General features: G+C 73.1%; 23 protein-coding genes and 1 pseudogene. 8 read left to right on the plus strand and 16 right to left on the minus strand.

Annotated features, from left to right (window positions below; genetic code table 11):
- Positions 1-24: 24 nt before the first annotated feature.
- Positions 25-456 carry a phosphoribosyl-AMP cyclohydrolase gene (gene hisI / locus ACTFTM_RS23090; RefSeq protein ID WP_449566704.1) on the minus strand — a complete coding sequence of 144 codons (432 nt, stop codon included), beginning with the start codon at positions 454-456 and terminating at the stop codon, positions 25-27.
- Between the two features lie 180 nt (positions 457-636).
- Positions 637-1,323 (minus strand): annotated as a pseudogene (locus tag ACTFTM_RS23095) (phosphoribosyl-AMP cyclohydrolase); the annotation flags it as partial.
- A 193-nt stretch (positions 1,324-1,516) separates the two neighbouring features.
- Here ACTFTM_RS23095 and ACTFTM_RS23100 point away from each other — a divergent pair.
- From ACTFTM_RS23100 to ACTFTM_RS23110, 3 genes are all read left to right on the plus strand, one after another.
- Entirely contained in the window at positions 1,517-2,260 is a 744-nt protein-coding gene (locus ACTFTM_RS23100) for an ABC transporter ATP-binding protein (RefSeq protein ID WP_449562564.1), read from the plus strand.
- A gap of 55 nt (positions 2,261-2,315) precedes the next feature.
- Entirely contained in the window at positions 2,316-3,071 is a 756-nt protein-coding gene (locus ACTFTM_RS23105; RefSeq protein ID WP_449562565.1) for an ABC transporter permease, read from the plus strand.
- 86 nt (positions 3,072-3,157) lie between these two features.
- Positions 3,158-3,754: a TetR/AcrR family transcriptional regulator gene (locus ACTFTM_RS23110; RefSeq protein ID WP_449562566.1), complete on the plus strand. Its 597-nt coding sequence runs from the start codon at positions 3,158-3,160 to the stop codon at positions 3,752-3,754.
- Here ACTFTM_RS23110 and ACTFTM_RS23115 read toward each other — a convergent pair.
- The 3 genes from ACTFTM_RS23115 to ACTFTM_RS23125 all read right to left on the minus strand — a co-directional run bounded on the left by ACTFTM_RS23115 (position 3,751) and on the right by ACTFTM_RS23125 (position 8,272).
- On the minus strand, positions 3,751-4,500 hold the full coding sequence (locus tag ACTFTM_RS23115) for a DUF2470 domain-containing protein (protein WP_449562567.1): 750 nt from the start codon (positions 4,498-4,500) through the stop codon (positions 3,751-3,753). The genes ACTFTM_RS23110 and ACTFTM_RS23115 overlap by 4 nt on opposite strands.
- Positions 4,501-4,595: 95 nt before the next feature.
- Positions 4,596-6,371 (minus strand): ABC transporter ATP-binding protein, encoded by a 1,776-nt coding sequence (locus ACTFTM_RS23120; protein ID WP_449566705.1) that lies wholly within the window; start codon positions 6,369-6,371, stop codon positions 4,596-4,598.
- A gap of 17 nt (positions 6,372-6,388) precedes the next feature.
- Positions 6,389-8,272, minus strand: a complete 1,884-nt coding sequence (locus ACTFTM_RS23125; protein ID WP_449562568.1) for an ABC transporter ATP-binding protein — start codon at positions 8,270-8,272, stop codon at positions 6,389-6,391.
- Positions 8,273-8,443: 171 nt separating this feature from the next.
- Between ACTFTM_RS23125 and ACTFTM_RS23130 the strand changes: the two genes are divergently transcribed.
- The 3 genes from ACTFTM_RS23130 to ACTFTM_RS23140 all read left to right on the plus strand — a co-directional run bounded on the left by ACTFTM_RS23130 (position 8,444) and on the right by ACTFTM_RS23140 (position 12,114).
- A complete protein-coding gene (locus ACTFTM_RS23130) occupies positions 8,444-9,073 on the plus strand; it encodes a TIGR03085 family metal-binding protein (RefSeq protein ID WP_449562569.1) in 630 nt (209 codons plus the stop codon).
- Positions 9,074-9,202: 129 nt separating this feature from the next.
- Positions 9,203-10,150 (plus strand): terpene synthase family protein, encoded by a 948-nt coding sequence (locus ACTFTM_RS23135; protein ID WP_449562570.1) that lies wholly within the window; start codon positions 9,203-9,205, stop codon positions 10,148-10,150.
- Between the two features lie 137 nt (positions 10,151-10,287).
- Positions 10,288-12,114 (plus strand): AMP-dependent synthetase/ligase, encoded by a 1,827-nt coding sequence (locus ACTFTM_RS23140; protein WP_449562571.1) that lies wholly within the window; start codon positions 10,288-10,290, stop codon positions 12,112-12,114.
- A gap of 63 nt (positions 12,115-12,177) precedes the next feature.
- On the opposite strand, the gene yczR is transcribed toward ACTFTM_RS23140, so the two are convergent.
- Positions 12,178-13,635 (minus strand): MocR-like transcription factor YczR, encoded by a 1,458-nt coding sequence (gene yczR / locus ACTFTM_RS23145; protein ID WP_449562572.1) that lies wholly within the window; start codon positions 13,633-13,635, stop codon positions 12,178-12,180.
- A gap of 59 nt (positions 13,636-13,694) precedes the next feature.
- Here yczR and yczE point away from each other — a divergent pair, with 59 nt between their 5' ends.
- Together yczE and ACTFTM_RS23155 are read left to right on the plus strand one after the other, a co-directional pair.
- A complete protein-coding gene (gene yczE / locus ACTFTM_RS23150) occupies positions 13,695-14,375 on the plus strand; it encodes a membrane protein YczE (protein ID WP_449562573.1) in 681 nt (226 codons plus the stop codon).
- A 103-nt stretch (positions 14,376-14,478) separates the two neighbouring features.
- Positions 14,479-14,940, plus strand: a complete 462-nt coding sequence (locus tag ACTFTM_RS23155; protein WP_449562574.1) for a hypothetical protein — start codon at positions 14,479-14,481, stop codon at positions 14,938-14,940.
- 171 nt (positions 14,941-15,111) lie between these two features.
- Here the strand turns inward: ACTFTM_RS23155 and hisF are convergent, their stop codons facing one another.
- The 10 genes from hisF to hisB all read right to left on the minus strand — a co-directional run bounded on the left by hisF (position 15,112) and on the right by hisB (position 20,867).
- Positions 15,112-15,879, minus strand: coding sequence for an imidazole glycerol phosphate synthase subunit HisF (gene hisF / locus ACTFTM_RS23160; RefSeq protein ID WP_449562575.1), 768 nt, complete (start codon positions 15,877-15,879; stop codon positions 15,112-15,114).
- Positions 15,880-15,952: 73 nt separating this feature from the next.
- Positions 15,953-16,951, minus strand: a complete 999-nt coding sequence (locus ACTFTM_RS23165) for an NADP-dependent oxidoreductase (RefSeq protein ID WP_449562576.1) — start codon at positions 16,949-16,951, stop codon at positions 15,953-15,955.
- A gap of 47 nt (positions 16,952-16,998) precedes the next feature.
- The gene (locus ACTFTM_RS23170) at positions 16,999-17,430 is read right to left on the minus strand and encodes an organic hydroperoxide resistance protein (RefSeq protein WP_449562577.1); all 432 of its coding nucleotides are present in this window, start codon (positions 17,428-17,430) and stop codon (positions 16,999-17,001) included.
- Between the two features lie 5 nt (positions 17,431-17,435).
- Positions 17,436-17,882 (minus strand): MarR family winged helix-turn-helix transcriptional regulator, encoded by a 447-nt coding sequence (locus tag ACTFTM_RS23175; RefSeq protein WP_449562578.1) that lies wholly within the window; start codon positions 17,880-17,882, stop codon positions 17,436-17,438.
- Positions 17,883-17,961: 79 nt separating this feature from the next.
- Positions 17,962-18,351 (minus strand): RidA family protein, encoded by a 390-nt coding sequence (locus ACTFTM_RS23180; protein ID WP_449562579.1) that lies wholly within the window; start codon positions 18,349-18,351, stop codon positions 17,962-17,964.
- Positions 18,348-19,073, minus strand: coding sequence for a bifunctional 1-(5-phosphoribosyl)-5-((5-phosphoribosylamino)methylideneamino)imidazole-4-carboxamide isomerase/phosphoribosylanthranilate isomerase PriA (gene priA / locus ACTFTM_RS23185; protein ID WP_449562580.1), 726 nt, complete (start codon positions 19,071-19,073; stop codon positions 18,348-18,350). Before priA ends, ACTFTM_RS23180 begins: the two co-directional genes overlap by 4 nt.
- Before the next feature lie 14 nt (positions 19,074-19,087).
- Entirely contained in the window at positions 19,088-19,411 is a 324-nt protein-coding gene (locus ACTFTM_RS23190) for a hypothetical protein (protein ID WP_449562581.1), read from the minus strand.
- Positions 19,412-19,450: 39 nt separating this feature from the next.
- Positions 19,451-20,086, minus strand: coding sequence for an imidazole glycerol phosphate synthase subunit HisH (hisH, locus tag ACTFTM_RS23195; protein ID WP_449562582.1), 636 nt, complete (start codon positions 20,084-20,086; stop codon positions 19,451-19,453).
- On the minus strand, positions 20,083-20,256 hold the full coding sequence (locus ACTFTM_RS23200; RefSeq protein WP_266244462.1) for a hypothetical protein: 174 nt from the start codon (positions 20,254-20,256) through the stop codon (positions 20,083-20,085). The genes hisH and ACTFTM_RS23200 overlap by 4 nt, the downstream gene beginning before the upstream one ends.
- Positions 20,256-20,867: an imidazoleglycerol-phosphate dehydratase HisB gene (gene hisB, locus ACTFTM_RS23205; RefSeq protein ID WP_355049484.1), complete on the minus strand. Its 612-nt coding sequence runs from the start codon at positions 20,865-20,867 to the stop codon at positions 20,256-20,258. The genes ACTFTM_RS23200 and hisB overlap by 1 nt, the downstream gene beginning before the upstream one ends.
- Positions 20,868-20,930: the final 63 nt, after the last annotated feature.

A 20,930-nucleotide genomic window follows, 5' to 3' on the forward strand; every position in this document is an offset into this window, starting at 1 on the left:
CGCGCGGGATCGTGCCCACGGTGGTCACGGTGCCTCCGGCGCGGTCACCGGCAGCTCGGTGAAGAAGCACGTCCGGTGCCCCGTGTGGCAGGCCGCGCCGACCTGGTCGACGCTGACCAGCAGCGCGTCGCCGTCACAGTCCAGGGCGACCGAGCGCACGTACTGGTGGTGCCCGGAGGTGGCGCCCTTGACCCAGTACTCGCGGCGGCTGCGCGACCAGTAGGTGGCCCGCCCGGTGGTGAGGGTGCGGTGCAACGCCTCGTCGTCCATCCAGGCGACCATCAGCACCTCACCGGAGTCGTGCGCGCGTACGACGGCGGCGACCAGGCCGTCGGCGGTGCGGCGCAGCCGGGCCGCGATGGCCGGGTCGAGCCGGGACGGACGGACCGGCGCCGAGGCCACCGGGCCACTCGGTTCGCTGGGGACGCCGGTCACCGGCGCGTCAGGTACGGGCACAGTTTCCCATTGTCCCGCACGTGGCGTGGGCACCGGCGACGGCTCCCGCCGAGGGTTCGGCCGGTGACCCACGGGCCGCGCGAGCTGGGCCACGTAACGGTCGAGGCGGCCGTCGACCAGAGCGTCGGCCAGGTCGGCGCCGGAGGAGTCGGCGATCTCCCCGGCGTACGGGCGGATCAACGGCAGGGTGCCGGCGACCAGCCGCACGGCGGCGGCCCAGAGCTGCGCGGTGGCGCCCGGACGCAGGCCGAGGCAGAGGAGCATGTCGTCGCGGTAGCCGACCGGGGCGACGGGCAGCTCCAGGGCCGCCGCGAACGCCGCGCGTCGGGACGACACCCGCACCGACGGGTTCGCCGGGCGCAGCACCGACGGGCAGAGGCGGGCCAGGTCCGCCACGGCGAGCCGGACCCCGAGACGGTCGGCGGCGGCCCGGGCGGCGGCGGCCTTGCCGAGCAGGGCGATCAGCTCCTCCAACCGGGGTGGCTCGGCGGGTTGGCAGAGCACCGGCAGGTCGATCCGGGGCCGCCAGTGCGGGTCCGCCCAGAGCAGCCGGGCCGGCGCGGTCACCGGCAGTCCGAACGCCCAGTCGGCCGGTTCGCCGAGCCGGTGCACCCAGGAGCGGACGTCGCGCGCCGCCACCGAGACGTGGGTGACCCGGCCGGCGGTCTCGGCCAGGTACGCGCGACGGGCGGCGTACGGCGAGCCACCGACCAGCACGTCGAGGTCGACGTCGCTGTGCGCGGTGGCTGCCCGCCGGGCGTGACTGCCGCGCAGCAGGATGCCGACGACCGGTCGTTCGGCGGCGTCCCGCAACCGCGCGGCCCAGTCCTCGAGAAATCCGCTGTGCGGTAACGGAGCGTGACCCACGGCGCCATCGTGCCGTACGCCCGATCGGCGCGCAATGCCCGTTGCCGGACCTGCTGTCCGGTCCGAAGCCTACTGCCCGTTGTAGCGGTGGGCGCGAGGGCGGGCACGAGCGGACAGGCCGGCCGTTGCGCGGGCCGCACAATCCCCTCTAGCGTGGAATTCAACGAATGATGAGTTTCTTGGGAGGTACGCGATGGACGACGCGATAGGCGTCCACGACCTGGTGGTCGATCGGGGCGGACGGCGGGTGCTGGACGGCATCACCTGCGCCGTTCCGCGGGGCGCCGTCACCGGCCTGCTGGGGCCCAGCGGCAGCGGCAAGACCACGTTCATGCGCGCGGTGGTCGGCGTGCAGGTGGTGACCTCAGGCACGGTGACCGTGCTGGGCCAGCCGGCGGGCGCCCCGGCGCTGCGACACCGGGTGGGCTACCTGACGCAGGCGCCGAGCGTCTACGCCGACCTGACCGTGCGGGAGAACGCCCGCTACTTCGCCGCCCTGTACGGGCGTGGTCGGGCCGAGGCCGACGAGGCGGTGAGCGCCGTCGGGCTGGCCCGGGCGGCCGGTCAACTGGTCGCCACCCTCTCCGGCGGCCAGCGCAGTCGGGCCTCGCTGGCCTGCGCCCTGGTCGGTGATCCGGAGCTGGTCATCCTCGACGAGCCGACCGTCGGTCAGGACCCGGTGCTGCGGGCCGACCTGTGGGCCCGGTTCCACGCCATGGCCGCCGCCGGCACCACCCTGCTGGTGTCCAGTCACGTGATGGACGAGGCGGCCCGCTGTGACCGGCTGCTGCTGATCCGCGAGGGGCGGCTGATCGCCGACGACAGTCCGGCCGCGATCCGTGCCGCCGCCGGCGTGGACGACCTCGACGAGGCGTTCCTGCGGCTGATCCGGGCCGGCGAGGCGAAGGCGTCCGCCGGACGGGAGGCCTCGTCGTGAGCGCGAGGAGTGAGCCGGGTCTGCGAGCCCCGCAGTCGCGAACCAAGGAGACCTCATGAACGTGCGGATCCTGGCGGCCACCATCGGTCGCGTCCTGCGCCAGCTCCGGCACGACCGGCGGACGATCGCGCTGCTCGTGGTGGTGCCGACGGTCCTGCTCACGCTGGTCTACTACATGTACGCCGACAAGCCGACCCTGCCGGGACAGCCGTCGGTGTTCGACCGGGTCGCGCTGGTGATGCTGGGGACCTTCCCCTTCGTGATCATGTTTCTGGTGACCAGCATCGCGATGCTGCGCGAGCGCACGTCCGGCACCCTGGAACGGCTGCTCACCACCCCGCTGGGCAAGCTCGACCTGCTGTTCGGGTACGGCATCGCGTTCGGGCTGGCCGCCGCCGTGCAGGCCGCGTTGGCGGCCGGTCTGGCGTACTGGGTCTTCGATCTGCGGACTCTCGGCAGCAGCGGTCTGGTGATCGGGATCGCGGTGCTCGACGCGGTGCTCGGGGTCTCCCTCGGCCTGCTGTGCAGCGCCTTCGCCCGCACCGAGTTCCAGGCAGTACAGTTCCTCCCGGTCGTGGTGATCCCCCAGCTCCTGCTGTGTGGGCTGTTCGTGGCTCGGGACGAGATGGCCGGCTGGCTCCAGGGGCTCAGTGACGCCCTGCCGCTGACGTACGCCATCGAGGCGTTGCAGGAGGTCGGCGCCCACGCCGAGCCGACCGGGACCATGTGGCGGGACGTGGGCGTGGTGTTCGGCGCGGTGGTGTTGGCGCTGGTGCTCGCGGCGGCGACCCTGCGTCGGCGCACCGGCTGACCGACCGCCGGCGGCGGCCCGCGCGGGGCGGGTCGCCAAGCGCCGCCGGGAGACCGGCGGCGTCAGCGGACGAACGAGGGGCGGCGATGACGCGGCGTACGGGCCGACGACCCGGCAACCCGGACACCCGGGAGGCGATCCTCGACGCGGCGCGGGCGACGTTCGCCGAACGGGGGTTCGACGCCGCCCCGATCCGCGCCATCGCCGCCACCGCCGGGGTGGATCCGGCGCTGGTGCACCACTACTTCGGCACGAAGGACCAGCTCTTCCGGGCCGCGATGAACTTCCCCGTGGACCCCGCCGAACTGCTGCCGGCCGTGCTGGCGGGTGACCAGGACGGCGTCGGCGAACGGCTGGTACGCACCTTCGTCGGCATCTGGGACTCTCCGGCCGGCAGCGCGGGGGTGGCGCTGGTGCGCTCGGTGCTGAGCAGCGAGTGGACGGCGCGACTGCTGCGGGAGTTCGTCACCACGCAGGTGCTGCGCCGGGTGCTCGACCAGCTCGACGTCGACCCGGCCGAGGTCCCGATGCGGGGCGCGCTGGTCGCCACCCAGCTCATCGGGCTCGCGATGATCCGGCACGTGGTGCGGCTGGAGCCGGTCGCGTCGGCCGATCCGGAGACCCTGGTCGCCACCATCGGTCCCAGCGTCCAGCGGTACCTGACCGGGCCCCTGCCGATCTAGCGGGGCGGATGCGCGTCCGCGGGGCGGCGCAGCGGCGGGAGCAGCCGGCCCAGCTCGTCCGGACCACTGAGCGGGCACGGGAACGCCAGCCGGACGCGCCGTCGTGCGCCGGGGCGTCCGAGAGCGACCACCAGCCCGTAGCGGTCGACACGCACCACGCGCGGCGGTCCGTCCGGGGCCTCTTCGGTCAGCCCGAGCTGCCGGCGGAGGTAGTCGGTGACGGCGGCGGGGTCGTGGTGGGCGAAGTCGGCGAGCAGCAGAGCTTCGAAGGGGTGCACCGGGTCCGGCTCCGCCTCGGCGTACTCCCCCGGGTCGATCCGGTGCACGACGCCGGCCCGCTCCCAGCGGACCTCGGCCACCTCGAAGCGGAACAGCCGGAAGCGGGCGCCCACGTCGAGCAGGTCGCCGGTCGGCTCGACGGCGGCGAAGTCGACCGCGGCCCGGCGGGCCTCGTCGTCGTGCAGTTCGGCGGCCCAACCGGAGACCCAGGCCCGACCGAGCCCGGGAGCGCCGGCGGCGGGTGGCAGGTCGAGGACGTCCAGGACCACCGCGACGTCGGCGCCCCCGGCGGCGGGCTGGAGCGCGGCGCCCAGGTGGCTGGCCACCGGCACCAGCAGCAGCACCCGGCCTTCGGGGTCGGTCACGTGCCGGGCGTGGTGCGGACCCGGGCGGCGAGCCAGGTGGACGAGGCCGGGCAGGCGACCGGCGACGAGGGTGCGGACGATCTCGGCGGGGCTGGGCCGCATGGCGCAACCTCCTTCAAAGGTTAGCCTTACCTAACCGGAGCGTAGAGCACCAGCACCACCGCGTCCACCAGCCAACGCCCGCGGAAACCGAGCCGTTACCGGGTCTGCTCCAACCAGGAGGCGTACAGCAGCCCGTAGACCGAGTCGGCGTCGCGCACCAACTCGTCGTGCGGACCACGCTGCACGATGCGCCCCCGGTCCACCACGATGACCTCGTCGGCGGCCTGGGCGGTGGAGAGCCGATGCGCGATGGCGAGGGTCGTCCGCCCCCGTGTGACGGCGTCCAGGGTGCGCTGCAACCGCACCTCGGTCGCCGGGTCCACCGCGCTGGTCGCCTCGTCCAGCACCAGCAGATCCGGATCGGCCACGTACGCCCGGGCCAGCGCGACGAGCTGCCGCTCCCCGACGCTCAACGCCTCGCCACGCTCGCCGACCGGCGTGTCCAGGCCGGCGGGCAGACCGTCCAACCAGTCCGCCAGGCCCAACTCCGTGAAGGCGGCCCCCAACTCCTCGTCGGTCAGCTCCGGCCGGGCGAACCGCACGTTGTCGCCCACCGTCGCGTCGAAGAGGAACCCGTCCTGCGGCACCATCACCACCCGAGAGCGCAGCGAGTCGAAGCGCACCTGCGCCAGCGGCACCCCGGACAGCAGCACCGCCCCCGCCGACGGATCCATCAGTCGGGTGAGCAGCTTCGCGAAGGTCGTCTTGCCGCTGCCCGTCTCGCCGACCACCGCCACCCGGCTCTTCGCCGGGATCTCCAGGTCGATGTCGTGCAGCACCGGCGGCCCGCCAGGGTAGGCGAACCGCACCCCCGAGAACCGGATGTCCAACGGACCGATCGGCAGGTCCCGGCCCTGCTCCCCGGGGTCCGCGACGTCCGGGGCCACGTCCAGCACGTCCAGCACCCGCCGCCAGCCCGCGATCGCGTTCTGCGCCTCGTTGAGCACCTCGGTGGCGATCTGCACCGGCTGGATGAACAGCGTCACCAGGAACAGGAACGCGGTGAGCTGGCCGATCGACAGCGTGCCGTCCACGCCCAGCGTCACACCGAGCACCACCACGCCGGCCAGCGCCAACCCCGCCGCCAACTCACCGACCGAGCTGCCCACGATGCTGATCCGGATCGCCCGCTGCTGGGCGACGCGCTGCGCGTCGATGGCCTCGTCCAGCCGCCGCTCGGTGCGCCCCGCGATGCCGTACGCCCGGATCACCGGCGCGCCCACGACGCTCTCGCCGATCGCGCCCAGCAACGCGCCGGTGCGCTGGCGCACCGTCGCGTACGCCGCGCCGAGGCGGCGTTGCAACTGACGGATGACCAGCACCGCCGGCAGGAACGCGGCCAACACCACCAGGGTCAACTGCCAGGAGTACGCCAGCATGACGGCCGTCGTCACCACAAGCTGACCCAGGTTGACCAGCAGGATCACCCCGCCCCACTGGAGGAACTGGGTGATCTGGTCGACGTCGCTGGTCACCCGCGAGACCAGCGACCCGCGCCGCTCCGACTGCTGGTGCAGCATCGACAGGTCGTGCACGTGCCGGAACGCCCGCGTCCGCACGTTCGCCAACGCCGTCTCGCTGACCGTGAACAACCGGCGCATCATCAGGTAGCCGCACGCGGTGGTGACCACGAGGATCGCCGCCGTGACCGCCACCACCGACCAGACGACGTCCAGCCGCAGACCGCCGACGATGCCCCGGTCGATGCCCTGCTGCACGGCCACCGGAACGGCCACCCGGCCCACCATGTAGACCAGCGCCAGGGCCAGGGTGGCGGCCAGCCCGGTCCGCAGCTCGGGCGACAGGGCCAGCCCGCGCCGCAACGTCTGCCAGGTCGTCTCCGGCCGCTCGTCCCGCTGCTCGGTCGTCACCGTCGTCACCGTCGTACTCAATGGTCCACCTCGATCTCCAGGCCCGACGGCAGCGGCGCCACCTCGTCGTCGTACGCGCGCTCCTGCGCCCGGTCGACCTCCGCCTGCTCGTACGCGGTGACCAGGTCCACGTACCCGGGCACGGTGGCCAGCAGCTCGGTGTGCGTGCCCCGCGCGACCACCCGGCCCTGCTCGACGTAGATGACCTCGTCGGCGAGGGCGATGGTGGCCCGGCGGTACGCCACGACGAGGATCGACGCGGCGGGAACTCCCGGCTCACCGGCCGAGGAACGCAGGCCGGCGAGGATGGCCGCCTCCACGCGGGGGTCCACGGCGCTCGTCGCGTCGTCGAGCACCAGCAGACGTGGCCGTCCGGCGAGGGCGCGGGCCAGCGTGAGCCGCTGCCGCTGACCGCCGGAGAGCGAGGTGCCCCGCTCGCCCACCATCGTGTCCAGCCCGTCGGGCAGCGCCGCGACGAACCCGTCCGCCTCGGCCAGGCGCAGCGCCGCCCACACGGCCTCGTCGTCGATGCCCGGCCGGTCCAGGGCGATGTTGGCCCGTACGGTGTCGTCGAACACGAACGGCACCTGCGCCACGAGCGCGACCGTGCCGGCCAGCGACGCGGCGGTCAGGTCGCGCACGTCCACGCCGTCCAGCGCGACGGTGCCCGAGTCCGGGTCGACCAGGCGTACGGCCAGCGAGGCGATGGTGGACTTGCCGGCGCCCGTGGGCCCGACCAGGGCGACCGTGCGGCCGGCCGGGACGGTGAAACCGACCTCGCCGAGCACCTGCGCGCCGACCTGGTGGGCCTCGGCCGGCGGGTAGGAGAAGTGCACGTCGGCGAACGTGAGCGTGGCCGGGCCCGGGGTGGCCGGGTCGAGCGTCCGCTGCCCGTACGGCATCTCGCCGGTGGCGTCGAGGACCCGGCGCACCCGGTCCCAGCCGGCGACGCTGCGCGGCAGCTCGGCCAGCACCCAGCCGATGGCCCGCACCGGGAAGGCCAGCACGGTGAAGAGGAAGGCGACGCTGACCAGCTCGGTGACGCTGATCGCGCCCTGGCGCAGCCGGAACGCCCCGACCACGAGCACGGCCAGGGTGCCGAGGCTGGGCAGCGTCTCCAGCAGCGGGTCGAAGACGCCCCGCAGCCGGCCGACGGCGATGAGGGCGTCGCGCAGCTCACCGGCGCGGCCGGCGAACCGGGCGGTCTCCTGCGCCTCGCGGCCCATCGTCTTGACCACCAGCGCGCCGTCGAAGCTCTCGTGGGCGATGCCGCTGACCTCGGCGCGCAACCGCTGCGCGCGGGCCTGGCGGGGCGCCATCCGGCGGGAGTAGACCACGTTGAGCGCGAACAGCGCGGGGAACACCGCGAGACCGACCAGGGCCAGGGCCCAGTCGGTGGCGAACAGCGAGATGATCGCGCCGACCAGCATCACCAGCGTGCCCACCGCGAAGGGCAGCGGGGCGATCGGATACCAGGCCGCCTCCACGTCGGAGTTGGCGTTGGACAGCAGCGTGCCGGTGGCGTTGCGGTGGTGCCAGGACAGCGGCAGGTCCAGGTAGCGGCGGGTGACCCGGCGGCGGTAGGCGGCCTGGAGCCGGTACTGCATGTAGCCGGCGCCGAGTCGGCGGCCGAAGATGCCGACCACCCGCAGCACGCTGATCCCGAACAGGGCGACCGCCGCCAGCGTCAGCGCGCCGACGCCGACCTCGCCGCGCGCGATCGCCGGCACCACCACGTCGCCGACCACCGCGCCCACCACGTAGGCGCTGACGATGACCATGGAGCCGAACAGCACGCTGCCGACCACGGCAACCGCGAAGATCCGTGGCTGCTCCCGGATCGCCTGCCGCAGAACCCCCAGCCCTCTGCCGAGCACGTCCCGGCTTGTCCTGCTCGCCACGCTCTCCCCCGCCGTAAGCCACAATTATCTACCTCATCCTTACCGTTGCGGACCGGCACCGCCGACCCGGACGGGATATGTCGACCATCACGTCCTGCACGCCCGCGACGGGCGCGACGACCCGGCACCGCTCGGCGCGCGGCAGCGGAGGTCCGGGCCTACGATCGGCCCATGTCGCGGTACGCCCGAGCCGAGCGCGAGGCGCTGGCCGATCTCCTGCTGGCCCTCGGGCCCGACGCGCCGACCATCAACGAGGGCTGGGCGACCCGCGACCTCGCCGCGCACCTCGTGCTGCGCGAACGCCGCCTGGACGCCGCCGGCGGAATCCTGCTGGCGCCGCTGCGGGGGTACGCCGAACGGGTCCGCCGCCGGCTCGCCGCCGGGCCCTACCCCGAGCTGGTGGCGCGGGTGCGCCGACCGCCGGTGTGGAGCCCGATCAGCAACCCGCTGACCGACGAGCTGGTCAACACGATGGAGTTCTTCATCCACCACGAGGACGTGCGGCGGGCGGTCGCGGGTTGGCAGCCGCGCGAGCTGCCGCGCGGCCTCCAGGCCACGCTGTGGAAGCGGGCCGCTCCGATGGCCCGGCTGACGCTGCGGCGTTTCCCGGCCGACCTCTACGTCCAGGCGCCGGGGTACGGCGAGGTCTCCGTCGGCCGGGGCGGCGAACGGCTACGGGTGGTGGGCGCTCCGGCCGAGTTGGCCCTGTTCCTCTCCGGACGGCAACGGGTCGCACGGGTACAGCTCGACGGCTCCGCGTCGTCGGCCCGCCAGTTACGCAACGCCAGCCTGGGCATGTGACTTTCTGCGCTTAATCGGTCACAGCAACGTCGGACGAATGCCTCAGTCCCAACGATGCGTACCGATACCTCCTCCCGTACGCTTCACCGCGCCGTTCCGCGCCAGGGCGGCACGATGTGGGGGCACACGATGCGAAGTTTCGCAATCTCGGCGCTACGGGAACCCTCCTTCACGGCGGGGCGCCACAAGTCCACGGATCGGGTAGCCACCGAAAGCGTCGAGTGGGCGCGCGCTTTCGGCCTGGTCAACTCCGGTCAAATTCATCGACTGCAACGGGCGGACGCCGCCGGTCTGGCGGGCCGAGCCTGCCCGGACGGGCCGGTGCGGGGGCTGCGCCTCCTCACCGACCTCATCTCCTGGCTCTTCGTCATGGACGACACCTGCGACGAGGACGGCCTCGGGGCCGATCCGAGCCGGCTCGCGCCGGTCATCGCCGCCCTGCTGAACGTGCTGGACCACGCCGGCGATCCGGATGCCCCACCACCACCGGAGGCCGGCCCGCTGGGCGCCGCGCTGCACGACCTGTGCCGCCGGACCCGGGCCGAGGGCCGTGCGCCGATGCTGCTGCGATTCGTCAGCCAGGTCCGCCAGTACCTGCTGGCGCTGCTCTGGGAGGCCAGCAACCGGGAGCGCCGCCGGGTGCCGGGGGTGACGGAGTACGTCCAACTGCGTCGGCACATCGGCGGGGTGCACCCCTGTCTCACCCTGACCGACCTCGCGTCGGAGCAGCCACTCGGGCCGGCCGGACGCGCCGACGCGGCGCTGACCGCCCTGGACCTGCTGGCGGTGGACCTGGTGTGCTGGTGCAACGACCTCTTCTCGTACGGCAAGGAGAGCCGGTCCGACCCGGACGCGCACAACCTGGTGACGGTCATCGCCCAGGAGCGTGGCCTCGACGAGGCGGACGCCTTACGGGCGGCCGCGGACCGCTTCAACCGGGGGTTGGCGGCGTACCAGGCGGCGGAGAAGGAATTGCTGGCCAGCGGCGCCGAGGGGTTCCGCTCGCCGTTGGCCGCGCGACGCAACTGGGTTCGGGCCACCTACGACTGGTCGGTCGTGGCTGCCCGCTACGCCTGATTCGGGACGCCGGTCGGCGCGGCAGGGCTGCCGGACGATCACCGGCACTAGCCGATGCCCGGTATCAGGCAATACTCTTCGGTAACCACTATGACGTGACGACCGTCACGTCACCACCCCCGAAGGCGGCTACAGCGATGGCTCTCGATGTACCGTACCGTTCCATCCCGGACATGTTCCTCAAGCGCGTGGCGGCCACCCCCGACCGGCACGCGTTCGCGTCCCCGACCCCTGACGACTCGGGGCCCGACTGGTTGACCTGGGAGCAGGTCGGCCAGCGCGCCAAGGCGGTCGCCGCCGGCCTGCACGCGCTCGGCGTCGGCCAGGAGAACCCGGTCGCGATCCTCGCCAACACCCGGCTGGACTGGGTGGTCGCCGACCTCGGCATCATGTGCGCCGGCGGGGCGACCACCACCGTCTACCCGACCACCGAGCCGGCGGACGCGACGTACATCATCGCTGACTCCGCCTCGCGGGTCCTCTTCGCGGAGAACCCGACGCAGGCAGCCAAGATCGCCGGAGCCGATCTGCCGGCGCTGACCCACGTGGTGCTCTTCGACGGCACTCCCGACCCGAACGCCGCGATCCCCCAGCTCACCCTCACCGAGCTGGAAGAGCGGGGCAAGCAGGCGCTGGCCGCCGAGCCTGATCTGATCGACATGCTCGTGGCCGGCATCGGCCCCGACCACCTGGCCACCCTGATCTACACCTCCGGCACCACCGGCCAGCCCAAGGGTGTCGAGCTGTTGCACGGTGGGTGGTGCTGGGAGGCGGTGGCGCAGGCCGACGTCGGGCTCCTGCGCGACGACGACCTCCAGTACCTGTGGCTGCCGCTGGCGCACTCGTTCGGCAAGACGCTGCTGTGCGGCGCGATCCACGTCGGCCTGCCGACCTACGTGGACGGGCGGGTGGAGAAGCTGGTCGACCTGCTCGCGGTGATCCGACCGACGCTGATGTGCGGCGCTCCCCGGGTCTTCGAGAAGGTCTACAACCGGGCGGTGACCACGGCGCAGGGCGCCGGCGGCGCAAAGGCGAAGATCTTCGCCTGGGGCGTGCAGGTCGGCAAGGAGAAGATCGCGTTGGAGCAGGCCGGCAAGCCGGTGCCGGCCGGGCTCAAGCTCCGGTACGGGCTGGCCGAGAAGCTGGTGTTCAGCAAGCTCCAGGCCCGCCTGGGCGGGCGGATGCGGGTGCTGGTCTCCGGCGCCGCGCCACTGAGCCCGGAGATCGCCACCTTCTTCGCCGCCGCCAACCTGCCGATCTCGGAGGGCTACGGCCTCACCGAGACCAGCGCCGGCAACTTCGTCAACCCGCCGGACGGGCTGCGCATCGGCACGGTCGGGCGGGCGATGGGCGACCTGGAGTGCCGGATCGACACCGACGGCGAGATCCTGGTTCGGGGGCGGCCGGTCATGCGCGGCTACCACAACCTGCCCGAGGAGACGGCCGCCGCGTTCACCGAGGACGGCTTCTTCCGCACCGGCGACATCGGCACGCTCGACGAGCAGGGCTACCTGCGCATCACCGACCGCAAGAAGGACCTGGTCAAGACCTCGGGCGGCAAGTACATCGCGCCGTCGCACATCGAGGGCCTGTTCAAGGCGATCTGCCCGTACACCTCGCAGGCGGTCGTGATCGGGCAGTCCCGCAACTTCTGCACGATGCTCGTCACGCTCGACCCGGACGCCATCCGGGGCTGGGTCGCCGGCGGCCCGCTGGAGGGCCGCGACTACACCGAGATCGTCGCCTCGCCGGAGGCGCAGGCGATGGTCGAGGAGTACGTCGCCCAGCTCAACGCCAAGCTGAACCGGTGGGAGACGATCAAGAAGGTGGCCATCCTGCCGCGTGACCTGACCATCGAGGACGGCGAGATCACCCCGTCACTGAAGATCAAGCGACGGGGCGTGGAGGGCAACTTCGCCGCCGAGATCGACAAGATGTACGCCGGCACCCTCGCCGAGCTGTAGCGACGGACCGTCGGTGGCCCCGTACCCGCCCGGGTGCGGGGCCACCGGCGTTTCCGCGCCCTCTCAGGCGATGACCGACGGCTCCGGCCACCGCTGCCGGTCGCTGCGGTCCAGGTCGTAACGGACCGTGGCGATCCGCTCCACGGCCTCCTCCAGCTCTGCCGCGGGCAGGGTGAACGGCAACCGCAGGAAGCGTTCCAGGGTGCCGTCCAGACCGAACCGGGGCCCGGGCGCGAGCCGCACGCCCACCTCCTCGGCGGCTCGGGCGAGCGCACTGGAGACCGGGCCGTCCAGCTCGGCCCAGAGCGTGACGCCGCCGCGCGGCACGGTCACCCGCCAGTCCGGAAGCCGGTGCGCCAACGCGCCGAGCAACGCGTCGCGTTGGGCCGCGAGCTGCGCCCGGCGGTCGGCGACGATGGCGGCCGCGTCGGCGAGCAGGCGCACCGCGACCAACTGGTCGAGCACGGGGCTGGACATGTCGACGCCGACCCGGACGGCGGCCAGCCGCTGCACCTGCGGCGCGGAGGCGCGTATCCAGCCGATCCGCAGGCCACCCCAGTACGGCTTGCTCATCCCCCCGATGCTGACCACCCGGGAGTGCCGGTCGAACGTGGCCGTGGGTGGCGGCATCTCGACGCCGTCGAGCGGGAGGTCCACGAAGGACTCGTCGACGATGAGGTCGGTGCCCACGGCGTGGGCGGCGGCGACCACCCGCTCCCGCAACGGCGCGGGCATCAGGTGCCCGGTCGGGTTCTGGAACTCCGGGATCAGGTACGCCAGCTTGGGCCGGGTCTGCCGCAGGCTGCCCAGCAACAGGTCGGGCTCCCAGCCACCGGCGTCGGCGGACAGCCCGTGCGTGGCGATCCGGGCCCGCCGGCCGGCCAGCGCGGCGAGGGCGTTGGGGTAGGTCGGTGACTCGACCAGCACGTTCCCGCCGGGGGCCAGGGCGAGGCGCAGCACCAGGTCCAGGGCGTGCTGGGTGCCGCTGGTGACCATGATCTGGTCGGCCGACGTGGGCAGCCCGCGCGCGGTGTAGCCGGCGGCCACCGCCTCGCGCAACTCGCCGATGCCGGTCGGGTGGTAACCGGCGCCGCCCAGGTAGCGGGGCAGATCCTCGACGGCGGCGCGGGCGGCCGTGAGCAGTTGCGGCGGGGCCGCCAACGCGGCGACGCCGAGGTCGATCATGTCCCGGTCGTCCGACGGCGTCCACAGGCCGGTGCTGGCGACCCGGTGGTTGCCCGGCAGCATCGTCCAACTGCCGGCACCTCGTCGGCTGGCCAGGTGGCCGGTCTCGCGCAGCTCCCGGTACGCGGCGGTGACCGTGGTACGGCTGATCCGCAGCGCCTCGGCCAGCTCACGTTCCGCTGGCAGTCGCACGCCCAGAGGAAGCCGGGCGTCGGCGAGCAGCCCGCGTACCGCGCCGGCGAGCGCGGCGTAGTCGGGGCTACGACGACGGCCCGGCAGAGCGTGCCACTGCCCCAGCAGGCGCGCCAATTGGACGCCTCGCACCTGACCGGTCACGACCACTCCCCCGATATTGGCTTCTTCCTCCGCGAGGATTGGCACCTAGAGTGGCATGCATGGCACTGATTGGCAATCTGCGGGAGCGGCCGGTACGACGGCTCAGCCAGCTCTACGCCGGGCTCGTCCTCTACGGGCTCAGCATGGCCCTGATGGTCCGCTCCGACCTGGGCCTGGACCCCTGGGACGTCTTCCACCAGGGGCTGTCCGAGCTGACCGGGCTCTCCTTCGGCACGGTCACCATCGGTGTCGGGGCTCTGGTGCTGCTGCTGTGGATCCCGCTGCGACAGCGGCCCGGCCTCGGCACCGTCAGCAACGTGCTGGTGGTCGGCCTCGTGGTGGACGCCACCCTGGCCCTGCTGCCCGGCGGTGGCCCTCTCGGTGTCCGCATCGCCCTGTTGGTCACCGGAATCGTCGCCAACGGCGCCGCCACCGCGCTCTACCTCGGCGCCCGACTGGGTCCCGGCCCCCGCGACGGGCTGATGACCGGCTTCGTCGCCCGTCGTCCCCGTTTCTCGGTGCGACTGGTACGTACCGTCATCGAGGTCACCGTGCTCGCGCTGGGCTGGCTGCTCGGCGGCACGGTCGGCGTGGGCACCGTCGCGTACGCCCTGGCCATCGGCCCGCTGGCGCAGTTCTTCATCCCGCTCGTCGCGGTGCCCCCGGCCGAGGCCGACGCTGCCGACGAATCGACGGTCACTGCCGGTGATCCGTCGCGCGCCCCGGCCGCGCCGGCGTGAGGCGTTCACCGACCGTTCACGGACCGGCACGCCGCGCTGGTGGAAGTGGGCTCGTTGGAGGGTGGGTGTTCCCTTCCGCGTCGCTCGCCGTCATCATCTCTGCATGGGGGAGAACGGTTGGCGCTGGAGCGACGCCTGGATCTTCGTGTCGTTGGTCATCGCGAGCGGCGCCGGGCGGCACCGACGGTCCGCGACCAGCCGCCGGCCGGAGGGCGTACGTCTGACCGACGTGCTGTCCACCGCCGACCATCTCAACCACGCGATTCCCGAGCGACACGAGGTGGAGGCCGCGGTCCAGCGGCTGGTCGGCGCGGGCCTGGTCACCGTCGCCGACGGGTGGTTCCGCATCACCGCCGAAGGTGAGCAGCTCTGGCGCAGCCGCCCCCGGGCCGGCGTCGCCACCATGGTGGACACGGTGCAGGGAGTGCTGAGTCGCCGGCACACGCCGGGTCACGCCGACTGGATCCTGGAGGAGGCCGACCACGCGGCGGCCGTGCAGGAGTACGCGGTCCGCTCGATCCCCACCCCGCGCAGGTCACCCGAGGGCCACTCCGGCGGCCACTGACGTCCGACGCAGGACTTGGAGCGGGGGCCGGCGCTGACCCTCGGTCACTGCCGTGGGGGCGGATGCGGTCGCAGCCGATATACCTCGGAGTCATATTTATGCCCCTGAGGTATATCGCTCATCAGCACATCGACACGGCGGTCACGACCAGGGACGGGCCGCACGAGCCCGCTAGCGCACCGGGTGGCCGCTGCGGCGCAGCGCGTCCTTGACCTCGCCCACCGTCAGCTCGCCGAAGTGGAAGACGCTGGCCGCCAGGACCGCGTCGGCCCCGGCCCCGATCGCGGGCGGGAAGTGCGCCACCTCGCCGGCCCCGCCGCTGGCGACGACCGGCACGTCCACCACGGCCCGCACTGCGCCGATCAGTTCCAGGTCGAAGCCCGCCTTCGTGCCGTCGGCGTCCATCGAGTTGAGCAGGATCTCCCCCGCGCCCAGCTCGGCTACCTGCCGGGCCCAGCCCACGGCGTCGATGCCGGTGCCGCGCCGGCCACCGTGGGTGGTGACCTCGAACCCGCTGGGCGTGTCGCCCGTGGGCGCGCGGCGTACGTCGAGGGAGAGCACGAGCACCTGCCGGCCGAACCGGTCGGCGATCTCGGCGATCAGCTCCGGCCGCGCGATGGCGGCGGTGTTCACGCCTACCTTGTCCGCTCCGGCGCGCAGCAGCGTGTCGACGTCGCCGACCTGCCGGACCCCGCCCCCGACGGTCAAGGGGATGAAGACCGACTCGGCGGTGCGGCGCACCACGTCGAGCATGGTGCCCCGGTCGCTGGACGACGCGGTGACGTCGAGGAAGGTCAGCTCGTCGGCGCCGGCCCGGTCGTACGCGGCGGCCAGCTCCACCGGGTCGCCAGCGTCGCGCAGGTCGAGGAAGTTGACCCCCTTGACCACCCGCCCGGCGTCCACGTCGAGACAGGGGATCACCCGTACCGCCACCGTCATGCCGTCAGCCTATCCTCCGCGTACGGCACGGCGGCCGACCCGAGGGGGCCGACCGCCGCGCCGCACGTGCGTGTCACACCCGGACGAGCATCTTGCCCAGGTTCTCGCCGCGCAGCAGGCCCAGGAACGCCGCCGGGGCGTTCTCGATGCCGTCGACGACCGTCTCGTCGTAGGACAGTTTGCCCTCGCGCAGCCAGCCGGCGACGTCCTGGACGAACGTCGCGCGCACGTTGTTGTGGTCGTTGACCAGGAACCCGCGCAGGGTGAGCCGCTTGCCGATGACCAGCGCCAGGTTGCGCGGCGCGGCCGGCGGCTCGGTGGCGTTGTACTGCGCGATCATGCCGCAGATGGCGACCCGGCCGTGCAGGTTCATGGCCGAGATCGCCGCCTCCAGGTGATCGCCGCCGACGTTGTCGAAGTAGACGTCGACGCCGTCCGGGGCGGAGGCGCGCAGCGAGTCACGGACCGGGCCGTCGTGGTAGTCGAACGCGGCGTCGAAGCCGAGCGCCCGGAGCCGCTCGACCTTGGCGGCCGAGCCGGCGCTGCCGATGACCCGGCCGGCGCCCTTGAGCTTGGCGATCTGGCCCACCAGGCTGCCGACCGATCCGGCGGCGGCGGAGACGAAGACCGTCTCGCCGGGCTGCATGGCGGCGACCTCCAGCAGACCGGCGTACGCGGTCAGTCCGGGCATGCCGAGCACGCTCAGGTACGCGCTGGCCGGGGCGATGCTCGCGTCAACCGTGCGCGCGCGGCCGGCGTCGAGGAGCGCGTACTCCCGCCAGCCGAGCCCGTGCAGCACGGTGTCGCCCACGGCGATGTCGGGTGACTCGCTGGCGACCACCTCGCCGACGGCGGCCCCGTCCAGCGGGGCGTCGAGCGCGAACGGCGGCACGTACGACTTGACGTCGTTCATCCGTCCCCGCATGTAGGGGTCGACGGAGACGTACTGGTTACGGACCACGATCTGGCCCGGTCCGGGCGTCGGGACGTCGGTCTCGACGAGTCGGAAGGTGTCCTCGGTGGGCCAGCCCTCGGGGCGGCGGGCCAGGTGGATCTCGCGGTTGCTGGTCATCGGGGGGTCGTCCTCTCGTACGCGGGTGGGGTCCGGGGCCGCGACGGTCAGGCGGCCAGGGTCTCGCGGACGGTCAGCACGACGTCGATGTTGCCGCGGGTGGCGTTGGAGTACGGGCAGACCTGGTGGGCCTGCTCGACGAGCTGCTCGGCGGTCTCGCGGGCGACGGCGGGCAGGTCGACGACGAGCTGCGCGGTGAGGCCGAAGCCACCGCTGCCGTTCGGGCCGATGCCGACCTCGGCGGAGACGACGGAACCGGTCACGTCGGCCTTGGCGCGGCGGCCGACGATGCGCAGGGCGCTGTGGAAGCAGGCGGCGTAGCCGGCGGCGAAGAGCTGCTCGGGGTTGGCGCCGCCACCCTCGCCACCCAACTCCTTCGGCGACGCCAGGTCCATGGCGAAGGTGCCGTCGGAGGTCTCGACGTGGCCGTCCCGGCCATCACCGGTGGCGGTCGCGGACGCGGTGTAGAGAACCTTCATGGTGGTCACTGCTCCTTCTGTCGATGGATGGTCTCGGTGACCCGGGTGAGGGTGTCGCGCAGCGCGACGAGCTCGTCGATGCCCAGCCCGGTGGCCTGCGCGATCCGCAGCGGGACGTCGCAGAGCCGTTCCCGCAGCGCCCGACCCTGCTCGGTGAGGCCCACCTCGACCCGCCGTTCGTCGCGCGCCGAGCGTCGGCGCACCACCAGGCCCGCACTCTCCAGCCGCTTGAGCAGCGGGGAGAGCGTGCCGGAGTCGAGCCGCAGCTCGGCGCCCAGCTCGGACACCGCGGGCGGGTCGTCGGGGCGTTCCCAGAGGACCAGCAGCACCAGGTACTGCGGGTAGGTGAGCCCGACCTCGTCGAGGATCGGCCGGTACACGTCGGTGAGGGCGCGCGACGCGGCGTAGAGCGCGAAGCACACCTGCCGGCGCAGCACCAGGTCATCGGTCACCGTTGAACCGTAGCCCGCAATTAAGTTGTGCACAACCGATCAGGGTGGAAGGAGGCCGTGACGCCGGCCACCGCCGGAGTCAGCGGTCGCCGACGTACGCCTCCAACTCCACCTCGACCAGGTGGTCCGGATCGAGCAGACCGGCCACCACCACCAGCGTCGCCACCGGCCGGACCGCGCCGAAGACCGCGTTGTGCGCCCGGCCCACCTCGTCGGCGTGCAGCCGGTCCGTCACGTACATCCGGGTCCGGATCACGTCACCCGGCTCCGCGCCCACCTCGGCGAGCGCCGCCAGACCGATCCGCAGCGCCTGCGCGGTCTGCGCCGCAGCGTCCCCGACATGCACCACCTGACCGTCCACGGTGGCCGTACAGCCCGCCGTGAGGGCCAGAACCCCGGCCCGGACCACCCGGGAGTAGCCGTAGCTCTGCTCCCACGGCCCGCCCGACCCCAGCCGGGTGACGGTCACGCCTCGGCCAGGGTGCGCAGCGCCTCGGCCACCGTGAACGCGCCCGCGTACAACGCCTTACCGGCGATCACGCCCTCGACGCCCAGCGGCTCCAGCGTGGCCAGCGCCCGCAGGTCGTCCAGGGTGGACACGCCACCCGAGGCGATCACCGGCCGGTCGGTCCGCGCGCACACCTCACGCAGCAGATCCAGGTTCGGCCCGCGCATCGTGCCGTCCTTGGTGATGTCGGTGACCACGTACCGCGTGGCGCCCGCCTTGTCCAGGCGCTCCAGCACCTCGTACAGGTCGCCGCCGTCGCGGGTCCACCCCCGCGCGGACAGCGTCTGACCACGGACGTCCAGCCCGATCGCGACCCGGTCGCCGTACTCCCCGACCACCCGGTCGCACCACTGGGGGTTCTCCAGGGCGGCGGTGCCGATGTTCACCCGGGCCGCCCCGGTGCCGAGCGCCGCACGCAGCGACTCGTCGTCGCGGATGCCACCCGACAACTCGACCTGCACGTCCAACTGGCGCACCACCTCGGCGAGCAGGTGCGCATTGGTGCCCCGACCGAACGCCGCGTCCAGGTCGACCAGGTGGATCCACTCGGCGCCGTCACGCTGCCACGCCAGCGCCGCGTCCAGCGGGTCACCGTAGACACTCTCGCTGCCGGCGGCGCCCTGTACGAGCCGGACGGCCCGGCCGTCGGCGACGTCCACGGCGGGTAAAAGGGTGAGGCTCAACGTCTTCTCCTCGATCAGGTACGACGGTCCAGGGCGATCACCACGATCGCCGGCAGTACGAGCAGCAACAGCACGATCAGCGCGACACGCAGCGCCAGATCGTCGACGAACGTCCAGATCAGGATCATCGCCGCGCCGGTGAGCAACACGATCGCGGCGCGCTCACCCCGCGAATGTCGGGCCAGCCGACCGGTGCGTCCCCGCCGCACCTGCGGCGTCAAGCGGCGCAGAACCGCGCGGCGGCGCTGCCGACGTGCCACCCGGCGCTGCCGGACCGCCCGCTCCCGCGCCAGCTCCGCCTCACGTTCCGCCCGTCGGCGGGCACGTTCGCGGCTCACCGCGACGCCCGTGGGTCGGACGCCGGACGGTGTCGACGCTCAGTCACCGGCGGGCAGGGTGGCGAGCCAGTTGCGCAGCAGCGCGGCACCGGTTTCGGCGGACTTCTCCGGGTGGAACTGCGCCGCCGACAGCGGCCCACGCTCGACCGCCGCCACGAAGTCCGTGTCGTGGTGGGCCGTGGTCACCAGCGCGCCCGCGCCGGACAGCGCCGCCGGGTCGCCCATCGCGTACGAGTGCACGAAGTAGAAGCGGCTTTCCGCCGGCAGGCCGGCGAACAGCACCGAAGCCCGAGGTGCCCGGACCGTGTTCCAGCCCATGTGCGGCAGGCGGTGCGCCGCCAACCGGGTCACCCCGCCGGGCAGCAGCCCGAGGCCCTTCGACACGACCCCGTGCTCCTCGCCGTACTCGAAGAGCACCTGCATGCCCACACAGATGCCGAGCACCGGCCGGCCCGCCGCCACCCGCTCCGCGATCACCGGGCCCGCGCCGAGCGCCTCGATACCGGCCATGCACGCGGCGTACGCGCCCACCCCCGGCACCACCAGACCGTCGGCGGCGGCCGCCGCGGCCAGGTCGTCCGTCACCCGGACGGTCGCGCCGGCCGCGGCCAACGCCCGCTCCGCCGAGCGCAGGTTGCCCGAGCCGTAGTCGAGCACCACCACGTCGGCGGTCACGAGCCCGACTCCGGAATCAGCCGCAGCACCCCGGCGGCCGTGGCGAGCAGCGCCAGCAGGGCCGTCACCACGACGGCGCCCCGCGGAGCGCCCTGCCGGTGCAGCGACCACGCCCCACCGACCAGCACCCCGGCGAGGATCAACAACAGAGTCGGCAGCGCGGCCCCCATCAGAGAGCACCCTTCGTGCTCGGAATCGCGCCCGCCGCCCGTGGGTCGATCGCGGTGGCCTCGCGCAACGCCCGGGAGACCGCCTTGAACTGGGCTTCCACCACGTGGTGCGCGTCCGGGTGGCCACCGGGACGCGCCGCCCGCAGCACGTCGACGTGCAGGGTCACCCGCGCCGCCTGGCCGAACGACTCCCAGATGTGCCGCGTCATGCTGGTCGCGTAGACCGGCCCGATGTACGGCGCGAGCAGCGGCTCGTCGTGCACCACGTACGGGCGGCCGGACAGGTCCACGGCGGCCCGGACCAGCACCTCGTCCATCGGGACGGTCGCCGAACCGTACCGCCGGATGCCGGCCTTGTCGCCCAGCGCCTGGTCGAACGCGGCGCCCAGCGCGAGGGCCGTGTCCTCCATCGTGTGGTGCGCGTCGATCTCCAGGTCGCCCACGGTGCGGACGGTCAGGTCGTAGCCGCCGTGCCGGGCGATCTGGTGGAGCATGTGGTCGTAGAAGCCCACGCCGGTGCTGATCTCGGCGGCGCCCGTGCCGTCGAGGTCGATCTCGACGAGGACCTTGGTCTCCTTGGTGATCCGCTCCACCCGGGCGGTCCGGCTCATTGCTGTGCAACCTTTCGTTCGCGACTGCGGGGCTCGCAACACCGGCTCACTCCTCGCGCTCAC

It is taken from the genome of Micromonospora sp. RB23 (assembly GCF_053585025.1).

Coding starts and splice junctions, on each gene's coding strand:
- ACTFTM_RS23100 (WP_449562564.1), top strand. CDS start 1,517: ATGGACGACGCGATAGGCGTCCACGACCTGGTGGTCGATCGGGGCGGA.
- ACTFTM_RS23105 (WP_449562565.1), top strand. CDS start 2,316: ATGAACGTGCGGATCCTGGCGGCCACCATCGGTCGCGTCCTGCGCCAG.
- ACTFTM_RS23110 (WP_449562566.1), top strand. CDS start 3,158: ATGACGCGGCGTACGGGCCGACGACCCGGCAACCCGGACACCCGGGAG.
- ACTFTM_RS23115 (WP_449562567.1), bottom strand. CDS start 4,500: ATGCGGCCCAGCCCCGCCGAGATCGTCCGCACCCTCGTCGCCGGTCGC.
- ACTFTM_RS23130 (WP_449562569.1), top strand. CDS start 8,444: ATGTCGCGGTACGCCCGAGCCGAGCGCGAGGCGCTGGCCGATCTCCTG.
- ACTFTM_RS23135 (WP_449562570.1), top strand. CDS start 9,203: ATGCGAAGTTTCGCAATCTCGGCGCTACGGGAACCCTCCTTCACGGCG.
- ACTFTM_RS23140 (WP_449562571.1), top strand. CDS start 10,288: ATGGCTCTCGATGTACCGTACCGTTCCATCCCGGACATGTTCCTCAAG.
- yczE (WP_449562573.1), top strand. CDS start 13,695: ATGGCACTGATTGGCAATCTGCGGGAGCGGCCGGTACGACGGCTCAGC.
- ACTFTM_RS23155 (WP_449562574.1), top strand. CDS start 14,479: ATGGGGGAGAACGGTTGGCGCTGGAGCGACGCCTGGATCTTCGTGTCG.
- hisF (WP_449562575.1), bottom strand. CDS start 15,879: ATGACGGTGGCGGTACGGGTGATCCCCTGTCTCGACGTGGACGCCGGG.
- ACTFTM_RS23165 (WP_449562576.1), bottom strand. CDS start 16,951: ATGACCAGCAACCGCGAGATCCACCTGGCCCGCCGCCCCGAGGGCTGG.
- ACTFTM_RS23170 (WP_449562577.1), bottom strand. CDS start 17,430: ATGAAGGTTCTCTACACCGCGTCCGCGACCGCCACCGGTGATGGCCGG.
- ACTFTM_RS23200 (WP_266244462.1), bottom strand. CDS start 20,256: ATGGGGGCCGCGCTGCCGACTCTGTTGTTGATCCTCGCCGGGGTGCTG.
- hisB (WP_355049484.1), bottom strand. CDS start 20,867: ATGAGCCGGACCGCCCGGGTGGAGCGGATCACCAAGGAGACCAAGGTC.